The 16,355-nt window shown below is 42.1% G+C and carries 15 protein-coding genes; 10 read left to right on the top strand and 5 right to left on the bottom strand.

The genetic code is table 11. The annotated features are described in order from the left end of the window. Positions 1-82: 82 nt before the first annotated feature. Positions 83-1,030: a tyrosine-type recombinase/integrase gene (locus tag HMPREF2794_RS18075; protein ID WP_070752121.1), complete on the bottom strand. Its 948-nt coding sequence runs from the start codon at positions 1,028-1,030 to the stop codon at positions 83-85. Between the two features lie 301 nt (positions 1,031-1,331). On the opposite strand from HMPREF2794_RS18075, the gene rplS reads away from it, so the two are divergent. From rplS to HMPREF2794_RS18060, 3 genes are all read left to right on the top strand, one after another. Beyond that, positions 1,332-1,685, top strand: coding sequence for a 50S ribosomal protein L19 (rplS, locus tag HMPREF2794_RS18070; RefSeq protein WP_005675578.1), 354 nt, complete (start codon positions 1,332-1,334; stop codon positions 1,683-1,685). Between the two features lie 573 nt (positions 1,686-2,258). Further along, the gene (locus HMPREF2794_RS18065) at positions 2,259-2,552 is read left to right on the top strand and encodes a type II toxin-antitoxin system HigB family toxin (RefSeq protein ID WP_022301519.1); all 294 of its coding nucleotides are present in this window, start codon (positions 2,259-2,261) and stop codon (positions 2,550-2,552) included. Between the two features lie 2 nt (positions 2,553-2,554). Beyond that, positions 2,555-2,920: a helix-turn-helix domain-containing protein gene (locus HMPREF2794_RS18060; RefSeq protein WP_010535463.1), complete on the top strand. Its 366-nt coding sequence runs from the start codon at positions 2,555-2,557 to the stop codon at positions 2,918-2,920. A 99-nt stretch (positions 2,921-3,019) separates the two neighbouring features. Here HMPREF2794_RS18060 and HMPREF2794_RS18055 read toward each other — a convergent pair whose 3' ends face one another. After that, positions 3,020-4,000: an ROK family protein gene (locus tag HMPREF2794_RS18055; protein WP_010535464.1), complete on the bottom strand. Its 981-nt coding sequence runs from the start codon at positions 3,998-4,000 to the stop codon at positions 3,020-3,022. Between the two features lie 178 nt (positions 4,001-4,178). Here HMPREF2794_RS18055 and HMPREF2794_RS18050 point away from each other — a divergent pair, with 178 nt between their 5' ends. The 6 genes from HMPREF2794_RS18050 to msrB all read left to right on the top strand — a co-directional run bounded on the left by HMPREF2794_RS18050 (position 4,179) and on the right by msrB (position 11,137). Next, positions 4,179-4,895: an ABC transporter ATP-binding protein gene (locus HMPREF2794_RS18050; RefSeq protein WP_070752119.1), complete on the top strand. Its 717-nt coding sequence runs from the start codon at positions 4,179-4,181 to the stop codon at positions 4,893-4,895. Between the two features lie 119 nt (positions 4,896-5,014). Then, positions 5,015-6,274: an ABC transporter permease gene (locus tag HMPREF2794_RS18045; protein ID WP_010535466.1), complete on the top strand. Its 1,260-nt coding sequence runs from the start codon at positions 5,015-5,017 to the stop codon at positions 6,272-6,274. Between the two features lie 5 nt (positions 6,275-6,279). Beyond that, a complete protein-coding gene (locus HMPREF2794_RS18040; RefSeq protein WP_010535467.1) occupies positions 6,280-7,521 on the top strand; it encodes an ABC transporter permease in 1,242 nt (413 codons plus the stop codon). A gap of 55 nt (positions 7,522-7,576) precedes the next feature. Further along, on the top strand, positions 7,577-8,677 hold the full coding sequence (locus HMPREF2794_RS18035; protein ID WP_010535468.1) for an efflux RND transporter periplasmic adaptor subunit: 1,101 nt from the start codon (positions 7,577-7,579) through the stop codon (positions 8,675-8,677). Between the two features lie 10 nt (positions 8,678-8,687). Continuing rightward, the gene (locus HMPREF2794_RS18030) at positions 8,688-10,025 is read left to right on the top strand and encodes a TolC family protein (RefSeq protein WP_070752117.1); all 1,338 of its coding nucleotides are present in this window, start codon (positions 8,688-8,690) and stop codon (positions 10,023-10,025) included. 83 nt (positions 10,026-10,108) lie between these two features. Further along, a complete protein-coding gene (msrB, locus tag HMPREF2794_RS18025) occupies positions 10,109-11,137 on the top strand; it encodes a peptide-methionine (R)-S-oxide reductase MsrB (RefSeq protein ID WP_010535470.1) in 1,029 nt (342 codons plus the stop codon). Positions 11,138-11,260: 123 nt separating this feature from the next. Here the strand turns inward: msrB and HMPREF2794_RS18020 are convergent, their stop codons facing one another. Then, positions 11,261-11,779 (bottom strand): DUF3836 domain-containing protein, encoded by a 519-nt coding sequence (locus HMPREF2794_RS18020; RefSeq protein WP_010535471.1) that lies wholly within the window; start codon positions 11,777-11,779, stop codon positions 11,261-11,263. Positions 11,780-12,092: 313 nt separating this feature from the next. Between HMPREF2794_RS18020 and HMPREF2794_RS18015 the strand changes: the two genes are divergently transcribed. After that, on the top strand, positions 12,093-14,048 hold the full coding sequence (locus HMPREF2794_RS18015; protein WP_070752116.1) for a transglycosylase domain-containing protein: 1,956 nt from the start codon (positions 12,093-12,095) through the stop codon (positions 14,046-14,048). Positions 14,049-14,070: 22 nt separating this feature from the next. On the opposite strand, the gene HMPREF2794_RS18010 is transcribed toward HMPREF2794_RS18015, so the two are convergent. Then, a complete protein-coding gene (locus HMPREF2794_RS18010; protein WP_070752114.1) occupies positions 14,071-15,327 on the bottom strand; it encodes a hypothetical protein in 1,257 nt (418 codons plus the stop codon). Between the two features lie 13 nt (positions 15,328-15,340). Beyond that, a complete protein-coding gene (locus HMPREF2794_RS18005) occupies positions 15,341-16,354 on the bottom strand; it encodes a DUF4476 domain-containing protein (protein WP_070752112.1) in 1,014 nt (337 codons plus the stop codon). Position 16,355: the final 1 nt, after the last annotated feature.

The raw sequence follows: 16,355 nt of genomic DNA, 5'->3' as shown, positions 1-16,355 counted from the left end.
TATCTTTTTTGTTTGCATGTTTTCCAAAATATGTTCATCTTTGCAGCGTATTATCTCCCCGTTACCTACAAAGTAACAGGCTTTAATTCAAATAATTACCTACCGAGAAAGACTTCCTAAAGGAAGAGAAGACCATTACATTCGCTTCATCAATTTTCTTATTCTTGAAAGGTTTCAGATAAGTCTCTGTGACAGTGATAGATGAATGTCCCATTGCTTCTGAAATGACACCGGGATGTATCTCACAATAATAAGCCATCGTAGCCCATGTGTGACGCGCTGTATATGAACTCAGATCCGTAGTCAGTCCCAGCACTTGTTTCAGAATCATCAGCTGATAATTAAAGTTACGCAATGCCAACTGGTATTCCTTATATGCCTCCTCCGTTCCTTCCTTGCTGGAAATCAACGAAAAGAGATAAGGAGAAGCAGGATCGGTATTCATATGCTGTTTGATCAATTTCACCGCTTCCGGCAAAAGAGTCACAGTCAGCATTCTGCCTGTTTTCCTCCGACGATAAGTAAGGACATTTCCGTCTATATCATGTTTTTTCAGATAAGCAAGATCGACGAAAGGCATACCACGCAGCAAAAACATTAATATGAAAAAACCACGGGCACGCTGCAATTCCCTGTTTCCCGAGTGCAGCTGTTTCGGAATATCTTTCATAAGACGTTCCATATCCTCTTTTTCCAATGCACGCTTTTTATCGGCACGTGTCCCCGTATAGACATACCGGAAATGATGCGGTACATAAGGTGCAATGCGTCGGTCTACTGCCCGATTGTACACAGCTCTCAGCGTACGCATATAAGTAGAAACCGTATTCCAGCTACAATTTCTTCCACGCAGATACGCTTCAAAACTTTTCAAAAACTCCGGAGTCACTTTTCGGAAAGGCAGATTCCCGCTTTCATTGAATGCGACGACAGCACTCATGCTACTCCTGTAAATATGGGCGGTCCCATAATTCCCACTTTCCCGTAGCCCGTCGGCTACCTTCTTCATAAATGAAATTAAATTCCCCATTTTTTACTGTTTAAAATGATCAATAAAGGCTGCTGCAAAAGAGAAGTGAACCCTTCTCCACATTCCCCGGCAGTGCCTTTTTTCCTATTCCCAATCATAAAGATACAAATCTATTGCCACATTTGTTTGATGTACCCCTAAAAACATTCGATACCAGCTCACAGCCGATCATTTTCTCCAAAACATTTGGCTATCTGACAAATAATTCGTTACTTTGCACCGCTTTCGCGCAATCGCTGTCAAGAGAAGAGATACTTGGTATGTTGCGTTGTAACGATAAAACAATTTAATAATAGCAACAATGGATTTAATTAAAATTGCAGAAGAAGCATTTGCTACCGGTAAACAGCACCCGAGCTTCAAAGCAGGAGACACTGTAACAGTAGCATATCGTATCATCGAGGGTAACAAAGAACGTGTACAGTTGTACCGTGGTGTTGTTATCAAAATCGCCGGTCACGGAGACAAGAAACGTTTTACTGTACGTAAAATGTCAGGTACTGTAGGTGTAGAAAGAATTTTCCCAATCGAATCACCGGCTATCGATAGCATCGAAGTGAACAAGGTAGGTAAAGTTCGTCGCGCTAAATTGTATTACTTGCGTGCTCTTACCGGTAAGAAAGCTAGAATCAAAGAAAAAAGAGTTAACAACTAAGCTGAACTCTGAGATTCGAAATAAAAAAGAGGAAGTTCCGGTAACGGGATTTCCTCTTTTTTATTGCCAAATTCTCAGCATAAAAATGAGAAACAGTTTTGGTTTTAAAGGAATATGAGCTTGGTTTTAAAGGAACGGAGTATTTCTTTAAAACCAAGCTCAGTTTGCTCACCGAACATCGTAATTTTATCAACTTTCAAGCGATTGAAATTCTATTTCATCTCAGATGCCCAACATTCTTCAAATATCATTTTATTTAAAACAAGAAATAAATTAGAGTAAAAAGCTAACAATCATCTCAAAAACATATCTAAATCAACAACAAACACATAATACAAAAACATCAAGAGAATCATAAATGCAAAATTTATCGCCTATTCGTAAGGAATATAAGGATTGATAACTTTATTGCAATTCCAAATGCATAAAATGTCCTGAATGTCCACTTCAAAAAAAAGAATCGATTTTTAAAATAAAGTAGTTACTCCTATTCCATCTCTTGTGTTTTGAAAAGCAAAATATTATTTTGTTTTTCAAAACGAAATAATTATCTTTGCATAAAAGAGTGCAAACATGAGAATAATAGCTAAAAGCAAAATCGTTGATTATTACACCGAAAATCCAGAGGCTGAAATAGCCCTTGAAGATTGGTATCACAAAACAAAACTGGCAGAGTGGAATAACTTCGCCGACATGAAAAAGACATTTAATAGTGTCGATAATGTAGGCAATCAACATTATGTTTTCAATATCAAGGGTAATAATTACAGGCTAATAGTAGTGATCAAGTTCACAATTAAAACGATTTTAATTCGATTTATTGGCACTCATGCAGATTATGATAAAATAGATGTTAAAAACATATAGATATGACAAAGATTCAGAATGAGACAGCTTATAAAGCTACAATGGAAAGAATAGAAGAACTTCTTCCATTAGTTGATGATAATACTCCTTTGTCTGACAAAAATCTTATTGAACTAGATTTATTGTCAGGGCTTGTAGAGGAGTATGAGGATGAGCATTATCCAATAAAAAGCCCATCTTTGGCTGATATAATGAAACTTCGTATGTATGAAATGGGACTTAGCCAAGCCAAACTATCAGAGTTGCTTGGAGTGAGCCCTTCTCGTATCAGTGATTATTTTACCGGCAGAAGTGAGCCAACCTTGAAAGTGGCTCGTGAAATCAGTAAAAAGTTGAATATTGATGCCAATATTGTATTAGGAATATAAAATTCGATGCAGTCTTTTTAGCATATCTGAAAACACAAAAAATCCCCGGAAACTCAACGCCCCCGGGGATTCAATTACCTTTATTATAAAAAATCGATATTATTCTTTCAGATCTTTCAATTCCCAAGCCAAAGCACTAGCACCCAGCACCGCAGCATCAGAATCTTTCAGTTCGGAGACAAGCAATTTAGTCTTGCCTTTATAAATATTCAGAATATTGTCATCGATTGCTTTCTGAATCGGTTTCATGATATAATCACCCGATTTTGCCAGACCACCAAACAAAACAATAGCTTCAGGACTAGAGAATGCAATAGCATCTGCCAAAGCCTCACCCAAAATATTACCTGTAAATTCAAAGATTTCCTGTGCCAGCTTATCACCTTGTACCGCTGCATCGTATACGTCTTTCGAAGTGATGTTTTCAGCAGGAATATTACGAAGCAAGCTTGCATCAGTACGGGCAGCCAGGAATTCACGAGCTGTACGAGCTACGCCGGTAGCCGAACAGTAAGTTTCCAGACAACCTTTACGACCGCAACCACAAATGCGACCGTCACGACGTGCAATTACGTGTCCTAATTCTCCGGCAAAACCATCATGACCATAAACCATCTGACCATTGATAACGATACCACTACCTACACCTGTACCCAGAGTAATCATGATAAAGTCTTTCATACCACGGGCAGCACCGTAAGTCATTTCACCGATAGCGGCAGCATTAGCGTCATTTGTCAAAGCGGTAGGAATACCCAATCTTTCTTCAAACATAGCAGCCAACGGAAGAATTCCTTTCCAAGGCAAGTTCGGAGCAAATTCAATAGTTCCGGTATAATAGTTACCATTAGGAGCACCGACACCGATACCTCTGATCTTATCTACACCACCATTAGCAATGATCAACGGAAGCAAGTTTTTGCATACCTCATCCGCATATTCTGCAGCAGTCGGATAGCCGGCTGTTTTAATTGAGCTACTGGCAATAATAGTTCCGCGTGCGTCTACAATCCCAAAGACGGTGTTTGTTCCGCCTATGTCAATACCTACTACGTAGGGTTTCTCCATGTTTGAATTCATGATACTTTATTTAAAAGGGTTAGTTAATTATAAAGTTTACTGCACACAAATTACGTAAAGAAGATTGAGTCTACAAAATGTTTTTTCAAAAAAGTTCACTCTGTTTGCAACTTTTCGTATCTTTCGTGCGTCTAATAGTGAAAAACTAAAAGGAAAAAGAAACTTAATAAGGGAAATTGTGATAAAACTAACAGGCATTAACAAGACCTACAACAACGGAGCACCTCTCCATGTACTCAAGGGCATCAATCTCGACATTCAGCGAGGTGAGTTTGTTTCCATCATGGGAGCTTCGGGTTCGGGCAAATCTACTTTACTAAATATATTGGGGATACTGGATAATTACGATACCGGAGATTATTATCTGAACAACGTTCTTATCAAAGACTTGAGCGAAACGAAAGCTGCCGAGTATCGAAACCGTATGATCGGATTTATCTTCCAGTCATTCAATCTGATATCATTCAAGGATGCCGTAGAGAACGTGGCCCTTCCCTTATTTTACCAAGGTGTAAGCCGCAAAAAGCGAAATGCACTCGCTCTGGAATATCTCGACCGACTGGGACTGAAGGAGTGGGCACATCACATGCCGAATGAAATGAGTGGAGGGCAGAAACAACGTGTAGCCATTGCCCGTGCATTAATCACCAAACCACAGATAATCCTTGCCGACGAACCGACGGGTGCTCTGGACAGCAAAACATCTGTAGAAGTAATGCAGATACTGAAAGACTTGCACCGAATAGGAATGACCATCGTCGTCGTAACTCATGAAAGCGGTGTTGCCAACCAGACTGACAAAATTATCCATATCAAAGATGGGATTATCGAACGGATCGAAGAAAATCTCGACCACGATGCCTCTCCATTTGGTCAGAACGGAATCATGAAATAAGTATTAGGTAATAAGTATTAAATATTAATTCCATGCGGTCACAACGCAGCCTAATACTTAATACCTAATACTTAATACCTATTATTTATTTTATTACTAATCACTTATTACTCAAAAAAATGATTGATATCTGGCAAGAAATATATAGTACCATCAAACGCAATAAATTGAGGACTTTTCTCACGGGATTTGCCGTCGCATGGGGAATATTCATGCTCATCGTCCTGTTGGGCGCCGGCAACGGACTAATTCACGCATTCGAGCAGTCGGCCTCCGAACGGGCTATGAACTCTATCAAAATCTATCCGGGATGGACCAGCAAATCATACGACGGCCTGAAAGAAGGAAGACGGATACGACTGGACAACAAAGACCTGAATACGACCAATAAGAATTTCCCGGATCATGTTATCAAAGCCGGAGCCACTGTATATCAGGGAGGCGTAAACCTGAGCTTCGGATCGGAATATGTCAATCTGAATCTTTCCGGAGTATACCCCAATCATACAGAAGTGGAAGTGGTAAAACTCTTTAAAGGGCGTTTCATCAATGAAATCGATATTAAAGAACGACGGAAAGTAATCGTACTCCACAAAAAGACTGCCGAAATCCTGTTTGACAAAACACATACCGATCCCATCGGACAATTCGTGAATGCAGGTAATGTTGTCTATCATGTAGTAGGTCTGTACAACGACAAAGGAGACAGCGGCGACAGCGATGCTTACCTTCCATTTACAACTCTGCAAACCATTTATAATAAAGGAGACAAGCTGAACAACCTCATTATGACTACCAAGAATCTGGAAACAATAGAATCTAATGAAGAATTCGAAGCTCACTATCGCAAAGTGATCGGTGCCAACCAGCGTTTTGACCCGACCGACCATAGTGCTATCTGGATATGGAACCGATTCACCAACTACTTGCAACAGCAACAGGGGTCAGCAATGCTCCGTATCGCTATCTGGGTAATTGGTATTTTTACCTTATTAAGCGGGATTGTCGGAGTTTCGAACATCATGCTGATTACTGTAAAAGAACGTACCCGCGAATTTGGCATCCGCAAAGCACTCGGAGCCAAACCTCTTTCCATCCTTTGGCTGATTATCGTAGAAAGTGTCACGATTACCACCATATTCGGTTACATAGGCATGGTTGCAGGCATCGGTGCTACCGAATGGATGAACAATACCTTCGGAAACCAGACTATGGATAACGGTATATGGTCCGAAACGGTATTCCTGAATCCGACGGTCGATATAGGAATCGCCATTCAAGCTACACTCACATTAGTAATAGCCGGAACATTAGCCGGATTGTTCCCTGCCCGAAAAGCAGTCAGCATCCGACCGATTGAAGCACTTAGAGCCGATTAAAGATTATGAGAATAGACATAGATACTTGTGAGGAAATCCTCATCACCATCACAAGAAATAAAACGAGAAGCCTGTTGACGGCATTCGGCGTATTCTGGGGAATCTTCATGCTCGTAGCTCTTATCGGCGGCGGACAGGGATTGCAGGATATGATGCAAAAGAACTTTGAAGGATTTGCCACCAACTCCGGTTTCCTCGCCGCCCAAAAAACGGGAGAAGCCTATAAAGGATTCCGTAAAGGACGCTGGTGGGATCTGGAGGCCATTGACATCGAACGTCTTCGCTCCCAAGTGAAGGAAGTGGAAGTCATTACTCCTTCTGTTGCCCGCTGGGGGTCCAACGCAATATATGGAGACAAGAAATACGACTGTAGCGTGAAAGGATTATATCCCGACTATCTCCACATCGAATCACAGGAAATGGCATACGGACGTTTTATCAACGACGTAGACATCCGTGAAGCACGTAAAGTCTGCGTCATCGGCAAGCGTGTTTACGAAAGCCTGTTCAAACCGGGAGAAGATCCGTGTGGCAAATATATACGGGTAGACGGCATCTACTATCAAATCATCGGTATGTCTTCTTCCGAAGGAAACATGAACATACAGGGACGTGCCTCGGAAGCAGTCACCCTTCCATTTACCACCATGCAGCAGACTTACAATCTGGGCGGGCAAATTGACGTAATCTGTTTCACCGTCAAACATGGTGTGAAAGTATCTGATGTACAACCTCAAATGGAGTCCATCATCAAAGCCGCACACTACATTGCACCTAACGATAAACAAGCGCTTATGTACCTGAATGCCGAAGCCATGTTTTCCATGGTAGACAATTTATTCAACGGTATCCATATTCTGATCTGGATGGTAGGTCTGGGCACTCTGCTGGCAGGAGCTATCGGAGTGTCGAATATCATGATGGTCACCGTGAAAGAACGTACTACAGAAATCGGTATACGCCGTGCCATCGGCGCACGCCCCAAAGATATCCTCCAACAAATCTTATCTGAAAGCATGGTATTGACTACGATTGCCGGAATGTTCGGTATTTCTTTTGCCGTCATGGTATTGCAACTGGTTGAAATGGGAGCAAACTCAGACGGAGGAGACGCACATTTTCAAGTCAGCTTCGGTCTGGCAGTCGGAACCTGCGCACTGCTAATCGCATTGGGTATGCTGGCAGGACTGGCACCCGCCTACCGTGCAATGGCTATCAAGCCGATTGAAGCAATCAGAGATGAGTAGCAGTGGAATGATAAATGAAGAACAAAGAATTAAAAATTAAACATATATATTCAAGATGAAAAAGTATCTGAAAATCACGTTATTGGTAATTATCGCCATAATCCTTGTCGGAACATTTGTATTTCTTTATCAGAAATCCAAGCCAAAGGTTATAGTTTATGAAACATTGGCAGCAGAAGTGACAGACCTTGAAAAAACGACAGTAGCCACCGGAAAAGTGGAGCCAAGAGATGAAATTCTAATTAAGCCTCAGATTTCCGGTATTGTTGACGAGGTTTTTAAAGAAGCAGGTCAAAGCGTAAGAAAAGGGGAAGTAATCGCCAAAGTAAAAGTAATCCCCGAACTCGGACAGCTAAATTCAGCAGAAAGCCGTGTTCGTCTGGCAGAAATCAATGCAAAGCAAGCAGAAACCGATTTTGCCCGTATAAAAAAACTGTACGAGGATCAGCTGATCAGCCGCGAAGACTTTGAAAAAGGGGAAGTGGCAGTAAAACAGGCACGTGAGGAAAATCAGACTGCCAAAGATAACCTGGAAATTATTAAAGAAGGAATCACTAAAAACAGCGCTTCATTCAGTAGTACCATGATTCGTTCTACCATCGACGGGCTTATTCTGGATGTGCCTGTGAAAGCCGGTAACTCCGTAATCATGAGTAACACCTTCAATGACGGCACTACCATTGCTACAGTGGCAAACATGAACGACCTCATTTTCCGGGGAAATATCGACGAAACCGAAGTAGGACGTATCCACGAGGGAATGCCGATCAAACTGACAATCGGTGCTTTGCAGAACCTGACCTTCGATGCTATTCTTGAATATATCTCTCCCAAAGGAGTGGAGACCAACGGAGCAAACCAGTTCGAGATTAAAGCAGCCATCACGGTGCCGGATACCGTACAAATACGTTCCGGTTATTCTGCAAATGCAGAAATTGTATTGCAACGTGCCAACAAAGTGCTGGCAGTACCCGAAAGTACCATCGAGTTCAATGGTGATTCTACGTTCGTATATATCATGACGGATTCCGTGCCACAACAGAAGTTTAAACGTACACAGGTGACTACCGGAATGAGTAACGGTATCAAAATTGAGATAAAGAAAGGTGTAACCGCTCAAGACAAGCTACGCGGTGCTGAGAAAAAAGATAAATAACTGATTCCGAATGAAAGCAATTTATAAAACTATAGCAATTGTTCTGTTGAGCGGAACCGGTATCGGTTCCATTCAAGCACAGAATACCACCTCGCAGGCCTGGACTTTACGGCAATGTATCGACTATGCCATTGAGCACAATATCGACATTCGTCAGACAGCCAATGAAGCCGAACAAAATAAAATAAGTGTAAACACTGCTAAATGGGCACGTCTCCCGAACTTGAATGGTGGTGTCAGCCAAGGATGGAGCTGGGGCCGTACAGCTTCTCCCAAAGATAACTCATATAGTGACACTAACAGTGCCAGTACAGGTTTGAACTTGAGTACCAATGTACCTCTTTTCACGGGCTTGCAATTATCCAATCAATATTCGCTTGCCAAGCTCAATTTACAAGCGGCTATCGAAGATTTGAATAAAGCAAAAGAGGATATTGCAATCAATGTTACCTCTGCCTATCTGCAGGTTCTCTTCAATCTGGAATTGAACAAGGTAGCACAAAGTCAGGTAGACCTTAGCAAAGATCAGCTGAAACGCATTAAAGGACTGCATGAAGTAGGTAAGGCCTCACCTGCAGAAGTAGCAGAAGCACAGGCTCGTGTAGCACAAGATAATATGACAGCTGTACAAGCAGACAATACTTATAAATTGTCATTACTAAACTTAAGCCAGTTATTAGAATTGCCCACACCGGAAGGTTTCATTCTTGAAAATCCTAAAGAAGAGCTGGAGTTCGAACCACTAACGGCACCAGACGACATTTATACTCAGGCACTTGCATATAAGCCGGGGATTAAGGCAGCAGAATATCGCTTACAAGGCAGCTTGAAAAATATTCGTATTGCCCAAAGTGACTTCTATCCGCAACTTTCTTTCAGTGCAGGATTAGGAAGCAGCTACTATACACTAAACGGTGAATCGGAATTCGGTTTCGGACGCCAATTAAAAAACAATCTGAGCAAATCCCTTTCTTTCAACCTAAGTGTTCCGATCTTCAACCGTTTTACTACCCGCAACCGGGTACGTACCGCCCGCCTGCAACAAGCAAATCTCGCCTTACAACTGGATAACACCAAGAAAGTACTTTATAAAGAAATACAGCAGGCATGGTATAATGCCGTAGCTGCGGAAAGCAAATACAACTCCAGCGAAGTCGCAGTGAAATCCAATGAAGAATCTTTCCGGTTGATGAGCGAAAAGTTCAATAACGGAAAAGCTACTTTTGTTGAATACAACGAGGCCAAACTGAATCTGACCAAAGCTCTTTCAGACAAGTTACAGGCTAAATACGAATATCTGTTCCGTACCAAGATACTGGATTTCTATAAAGGACAGACTATTGAATAGAAAGAGTTTCTGCCCTGTCAAAGAACAGTTATTCTAAAACATATCCGTTGGCTCATTCGTTATTATAGAAAGAACCAACGGATATGAAGCATTTAATTATCGCTGTCATTCTGATCATCAGTAATGTATTTTTAGGGATAGCCAAGCCAATGAAGAATCAAGCAGAAATCTATCTTGCAGGAGGATGTTTCTGGGGAACAGAACACTTTCTGAAACAAATCAGGGGAGTAGAAAGCACCCAGGTAGGATATGCCAACAGCAATGTTGCCAATCCGAGTTATGAACAAGTATGTTCGGGCAAAACGAATGCTGCCGAAACAGTAAAAGTCGTTTATAATCCCGAAGAAGTAAGTCTGGACTTATTGCTCAACCTGTATTTCCAGACTATAGATCCCACCAGCCTCAACCGCCAGGGAAATGATCGTGGAACGCAGTACAGAACAGGTATATATTATATCAGCCAAGCCGATATATCTGCCATCAATAAAGCTATTCAAGTATTGTCCACTCAATATCAAAAACCAATTGCTATTGAGGTAAAGCCACTGACAAATTTCTACCCGGCAGAAATCTATCATCAGGATTATCTGGATAAGAACCCGAACGGATATTGCCACATCAATCCGGCATTATTTGAAATGGCACGCAAGGCCAATGCTTCTAAAACCAAAAACTATCAAAAGCCGGATGATGCAACTCTCCGTAAGAAATTATCTGCGGAACAATATGCCGTGACTCAGAAGAATGCAACAGAACCTGCTTTCCATAACGAATTCTGGAATGAACACCGACCCGGTATCTACGTAGATATCACCACCGGAGAACCTTTGTTTGTTTCAACTGATAAATTCGATTCCGGCTGCGGATGGCCTAGTTTTTCCAAGCCTATCCAAAAAGAACTGATTGCCGAGAAGAAAGATACAACTCACGGAATGATACGGACGGAAGTACGCAGTAAAACAGGTGATGCCCATTTGGGACATGTATTCACTGACGGTCCGAAAGAAAAAGGCGGACTGCGGTACTGCATCAACAGCGCTTCACTACGTTTCATCCCCAAAGAGAAAATGAAAGAAGAAGGATACGAAGAATACCTGTCACTTATTAAATAGAATAACTTACATTGTTTCCAGACAGATACAATAAAAAACGGTGGATTCCTTGTCCGGGTAATCCACCGTTTTCGTTTGTTAACCTTAAGAGAGAAAGAGAATTTCACAATCCCCTGAGTATCGTTATTTTCCGGCAAGCAGCAGGTCTGCTTCATCTATTACCGGAGTCTGTATATTCATTGCCCAGTTACCTGCCGATTCTTCAATCCACTTGTAGTCATTCCACTTATAGTTCATATATGCAATCGGCATATTAGCATCGTTCAGTTCATAAACGCTCTTTTCTACAGAGTCGTCATAAGCTTTATGTGATTTATTCCAGCGTGCGTATAACAATGTGATCTCATTAGAAGAATAAGTATAATCTATCTTGAAATACGGAATCCACTTTTCGCTGGATGAATCCCATTTGAAAGCTTCTTTGGACGCCATTCTTTTTTGTTCATCATACGTAAAATCATATTTCATGTGACGATAGAGAGAGCCATCGAGTCTGTAAATAACCTTCGATACAACAACATCATCCACTTTCTCTTCATTAGTAATGAAGTTATTGTTCTGTGCTTTCAACTCTGCATTAGCGATACCGGCAAATACCATTGCTACTAAAACCATCATTCTGAATAATACTGTAGTTTTCATAATTGTATATTTTTTATTTGTTCAACTTTCTTTTTTGTTCTTCTGTTTATTAGACGGAACATCTATATTGAATGGTTGCAACTTTCTGAACTTTTTTTCATTTTTCAGTTGCCCGCCTTCGATTATATAAATGCAAGGGGTATGCCAAAACAGTAAACACCTAATAATCAGAACAAAGAAGGTATAAGCAGATGTACGAAAATGAACAGTTGTTCGCTCATAAACGGACATCATGTTAAAAAAGAACGACTTATATCCGGTTGAACAGAATATTATCTACCTTTGCATCCAATAATTTATTTAAAGGCAAATGATGAAAAAGAACAGCAAACAAAGTATTCTCCTGTTATCAATTGGAGGAATCTTATTTATCTGCCTTGTCGGTGTCTATCTAAGCCGTAGCATTCTTCTACGGAGTATAGCCAATAAACGTACTACTCACATCGAACAAACATACGGGCTGCACATTCACTATGAGAATCTGGAAATGTGTAGTCTGAATGAAGTCTCCATTCAGGGACTTTCTGTAGTTCCCGAGCAAAGGGATACTCTCCTTACGCTGCAAACTGTCAACGTCAAACTGACCCCCTGGAAACTACTGAAAGGAAACTTTGAAGTACGCAATATCCGTATGGACGGACTAACGATTGCTTTTATCAAACGGGACAGCGTAGCAAACTATGATTTTCTATTCTCCAAACGCCAATGCCAATCGGAAGCCACAACCAAACCTGCCACCGAAAGCAACTACAGCCATCGTATCGACCGGATATTGAACTTAATATATGGCTTTCTGCCCGAAAACGGACAACTGACTCAACTCAATATAACCGAACGGAAAGACAACAATTTTGTTGCCCTAAGCATCCCCGCCTTCACGATTGAAGACAATCGTTTTCAGTCGGCCATCAAGATAAAGGAAGATACCCTGACACAACAATGGAAAGCCACAGGCGAACTGAACAGAAAAGCCCGGATGTTGAAAACAGAACTTTTCGCTACTGGGAAAAAGAAAATCTCACTGCCTTATATCAACCGCCGCTTTGGGGCAGAAGTTACTTTCGACACCTTATATTATAGCATGACCGAAGAAAATCTTGCAAATAATCAGCTACGACTGAACGGTAAAGCCAGAGTCAGCGGTCTTGATATATTCCACAAAGCCCTTTCGCCGGAAGTTATCCATCTGGATCGAGGACAGCTTACGTATCAGATGAATATCGGCAATCATACGCTGGAGTTGGATAGCACCACTACAGTTCTATTCAACAAAATACAATTCCACCCCTATCTGCGAGCAGAAAAGAAAGAAGCTCAATGGCACTTCACAGCTGCCATAGATAAATCCTGGTTCCCGGCTGACGATTTATTCGGTTCTCTCCCCAAAGGGTTATTCAGCAATCTGGAAGGAATAAAGACAAGAGGTGAGTTGGCTTATCATTTTCTGCTGGACATCGATTTCGCTCAATTAGACAGCCTCAGATTTAAATCGGAGTTAAAAGAAAAAGATTTCCGGATCATGGAATATGGTGCGACACCTCTTTCCAAGATGAGCGAAGAGTTCACTTACACTGCTTATGAGAATGGCATGCCTGTCAGGTCATTCCCTATCGGCCCCTCTTGGGAACATTTCACACCATTAGACAGTATCTCTCCCCTGCTACGGATGTCCGTCATGCAAAGTGAAGATGGGGCCTTTTTCTATCACAAAGGATTCTTGCCCGATGCCATACGTGAAGCATTGATTTACGACCTGCAAGTCAAACGCTTTGCCAGAGGAGGCAGTACAATCACCATGCAACTAGTGAAAAATGTATTCCTCAACCGGAACAAAAACTTTGCCCGCAAACTGGAAGAAGCCTTGATCGTATGGCTAATAGAGACAGAGAGGCTGACGTCTAAAGAACGTATGTACGAAGTGTATTTGAATATTGCCGAATGGGGACCTCTGATTTACGGTATCCGGGAAGCCTCTGCTTATTATTTCAATAAACGGCCTTCCCAACTCACGACCGAAGAGAGTATCTTTCTGGCTTCCATTATCCCAAAACCAAAACACTTCCGCAGTTCCTTCGCAGAAAACGGACAATTGAAAGAGAATATGGAAGGCTATTATAAACTGATTGCCGGACGTCTGGCTCAAAAGGGGCTGATAAGTGAAATCGAGGCGGATACTATCCGCCCCGATATCCAAGTTACGGGCGACGCCCTGAATAGTTTAGTCGGCGATACGCCGGAATCTAGTTCTCCTACCGCTGAGGAGCAATGACTTATTAATAAAGGAATAGGTTTTATCTTCTTGAGCTATTTCCTCTTTCTGAAGAACGGGAAGAAGAGCCTCGGCTACTGCTACTCGTGCTTCCTGAAGATGAGCTTCTTTCGGTCGATCTGGAAACGCTGCCCCTACTGGAACTGCTGCCGGAACTACTGCTGCCCCGATTGGAAGTACTACCGGAACTGCTACTTCTGCCGGAAGTACTACTTCCCCGGTTCGAACTATCATGATTCCGGCTGCTCGTTGTACTGCCGTTTGTTCTACTTGAACTGCCGAAAGAACTGCTGCCACGTCCACTTTCGCGGTTCGTGCTGCCACCTGTCGGACGACGGTCAGAGTTCGAAGAACCTGTACTTGTTCCCGGACGACTTCCGGAATGATGATTTCCTTCACCTCTGTTATTATTTCTGCCCGGAGTTGTCTCCTTATTCGGTTTATCGTCTCTGGAAGGAGTAGACGGTCTGCCTGGAGTCGTTGGTCTGCTTGGACTCGACGGGCGTTCAGTTGTAGAGGGTCTGCCTGAAGCAGAGGGTCTTCCCGAATTTGAAGGTCTATGTCCCGATTCCGGACGGGGGCGGGAAGAATTTCCAGGCCGTCCCGATGAATTAGGACGTGATGATGTTCCCGGACGTCCCGAAACTCCGGGACGGGCAGGTGCATTATGCGGACGAACAGAAGTATTCGGGCGGAAGCGTACAGAACCGAAATCCGAACGACGATAAGAATGGAATACTCTCTGATCCCTTACCCGGTATGGAGTAGGATAATGGACAACGTTATTGTATCTTCCCCGGTAATAGCTCACATGATGAATATGCGGACGATAATGTGCACCACAGTAAGTCCGATAATGATAAGGTACACCAAAATAGAATAAACTACGATTCGGATAATTAATATAAATCCGGAAATTCCATCTTCCTCCGGTCACGTAAATCGGACGATAAAAATAATCAGCCCCCAGAAACCTGCGATATTGCCCATCACTCAATACCCAGCGAAGATCATCGTTACGAATATCCAAGGCCTCATAGTAATCGTCCAACGCCCATTCGTCACCCCGCACTACATAATCCATAATATTACGAAGAGAGTAGAGGAAATCATAATTAATCTCATACACATCATTATACTGCGGATTACTTAAGTCCAACTCATATGCCATCTTATCAGTAAGGAAACGTGTCTCCTTACGCACCTTACTGGTGCTCATTCCCGCCATTACAGTGGTACTGGCAGTCACTACTAATAATATAAACAGAATTCTTTTCATGATTTCATTTTTTTTAGTTACGTCCGCTATCGTAAGATTCCGCGAACTCTCTCATCTCCCTCTTATCCATCTCAAAAGTGAAAACATCCGTTAGTATCGAGAAGTTCTTCTTATCTGCGATTTTCGGATAAAGCTTCTTTATCATATTCTTCTTATCTGTCTGAAAGGTACACATATCCACCAATTTACGACATTGGGCGCAAGTGAATCCCGAAGGAGGTACGACTTCATCCAGCATTCGGGTCCGGTCAGACTCAAATGATTTGCCTCTATATTCATTGAAAAAACGATCAAATTCAGCTGCGCTCATAGCTCTTGGCCGTACATATCCTGCATCTCCCGGTCGTTGCTCACCATGATAAGCCTGGATATATTTTTTCATGCTGTCACGGTCAAAAGAAGAAAAGAGCTTATTGACAACCGGACTGAAATTTTCTTTATCCACAATTTGCGGATACATACGCTTCATCACAGTCATCTGAGTATCTGAGCTATTAATCTGATCTATAATCTTTCCGCACTGTGCAGAAGTAAAGTTGCATTCCAACAAAACGTCGTCTATATACTTAATTTGTTCAGTAGGCATGATCACCATCCGGAAATCACGTAGAAAACGATCAAATTCGTCGTGCATCATAAGAGTTCTGCGACGGGATGTTTCTTCATACTGTGGAGGGCAGACCGGAGGCGTATTGGTTACAACAACAGAAGGAGGCATCATTACCGGAGGCGGCAGCAGAATTTCATCACCGTTAAATGTATCCATACTTGTCACCCTTCCATCTGCAAAATATACTATAATCTTAATCGAGTTTCCGTAAAGTACTGAAGAGACCCGATGGAACTCCCATTCTTCGGTGTTGCCATCAAAACGTCTGTAATCCGGTTTACCCAATATTCTTTCCACATTCTGGCGAGACATTCCTTGCTGCACTTCCATCACTTGCTTGTTGGACACGTAATAAGTAGAGCAGCTGCTGGCGATCACCCACAACGTAAAAAACAGGATTATATGTATCTTTTTCATA

Origin of the sequence: Bacteroides sp. HMSC067B03, assembly GCF_001811315.1 — a bacterium.
Taxonomy (GTDB): Bacteria; Bacteroidota; Bacteroidia; order Bacteroidales; family Bacteroidaceae; genus Bacteroides; species Bacteroides faecis.
The sequence above is the reverse complement of the archived record's forward strand: the minus strand, read 5'-3'. Positions and strand labels throughout refer to the sequence as shown.

Excerpts from the sequence above, each read along its gene's own strand:
- HMPREF2794_RS18040 (WP_010535467.1), top strand. The coding sequence starts at position 6,280 with ATGAGAATAGACATAGATACTTGTGAGGAAATCCTCATCACCATCACA.
- HMPREF2794_RS18015 (WP_070752116.1), top strand. The coding sequence starts at position 12,093 with ATGAAAAAGAACAGCAAACAAAGTATTCTCCTGTTATCAATTGGAGGA.
- rplS (WP_005675578.1), top strand. The coding sequence starts at position 1,332 with ATGGATTTAATTAAAATTGCAGAAGAAGCATTTGCTACCGGTAAACAG.
- HMPREF2794_RS18075 (WP_070752121.1), bottom strand. The coding sequence starts at position 1,030 with ATGGGGAATTTAATTTCATTTATGAAGAAGGTAGCCGACGGGCTACGG.
- msrB (WP_010535470.1), top strand. The coding sequence starts at position 10,109 with ATGAAGCATTTAATTATCGCTGTCATTCTGATCATCAGTAATGTATTT.
- HMPREF2794_RS18005 (WP_070752112.1), bottom strand. The coding sequence starts at position 16,354 with ATGAAAAAGATACATATAATCCTGTTTTTTACGTTGTGGGTGATCGCC.
- HMPREF2794_RS18045 (WP_010535466.1), top strand. The coding sequence starts at position 5,015 with ATGATTGATATCTGGCAAGAAATATATAGTACCATCAAACGCAATAAA.
- HMPREF2794_RS18065 (WP_022301519.1), top strand. The coding sequence starts at position 2,259 with ATGAGAATAATAGCTAAAAGCAAAATCGTTGATTATTACACCGAAAAT.
- HMPREF2794_RS18035 (WP_010535468.1), top strand. The coding sequence starts at position 7,577 with ATGAAAAAGTATCTGAAAATCACGTTATTGGTAATTATCGCCATAATC.
- HMPREF2794_RS18020 (WP_010535471.1), bottom strand. The coding sequence starts at position 11,779 with ATGAAAACTACAGTATTATTCAGAATGATGGTTTTAGTAGCAATGGTA.
- HMPREF2794_RS18055 (WP_010535464.1), bottom strand. The coding sequence starts at position 4,000 with ATGAATTCAAACATGGAGAAACCCTACGTAGTAGGTATTGACATAGGC.
- HMPREF2794_RS18060 (WP_010535463.1), top strand. The coding sequence starts at position 2,555 with ATGACAAAGATTCAGAATGAGACAGCTTATAAAGCTACAATGGAAAGA.
- HMPREF2794_RS18010 (WP_070752114.1), bottom strand. The coding sequence starts at position 15,327 with ATGAAAAGAATTCTGTTTATATTATTAGTAGTGACTGCCAGTACCACT.
- HMPREF2794_RS18030 (WP_070752117.1), top strand. The coding sequence starts at position 8,688 with ATGAAAGCAATTTATAAAACTATAGCAATTGTTCTGTTGAGCGGAACC.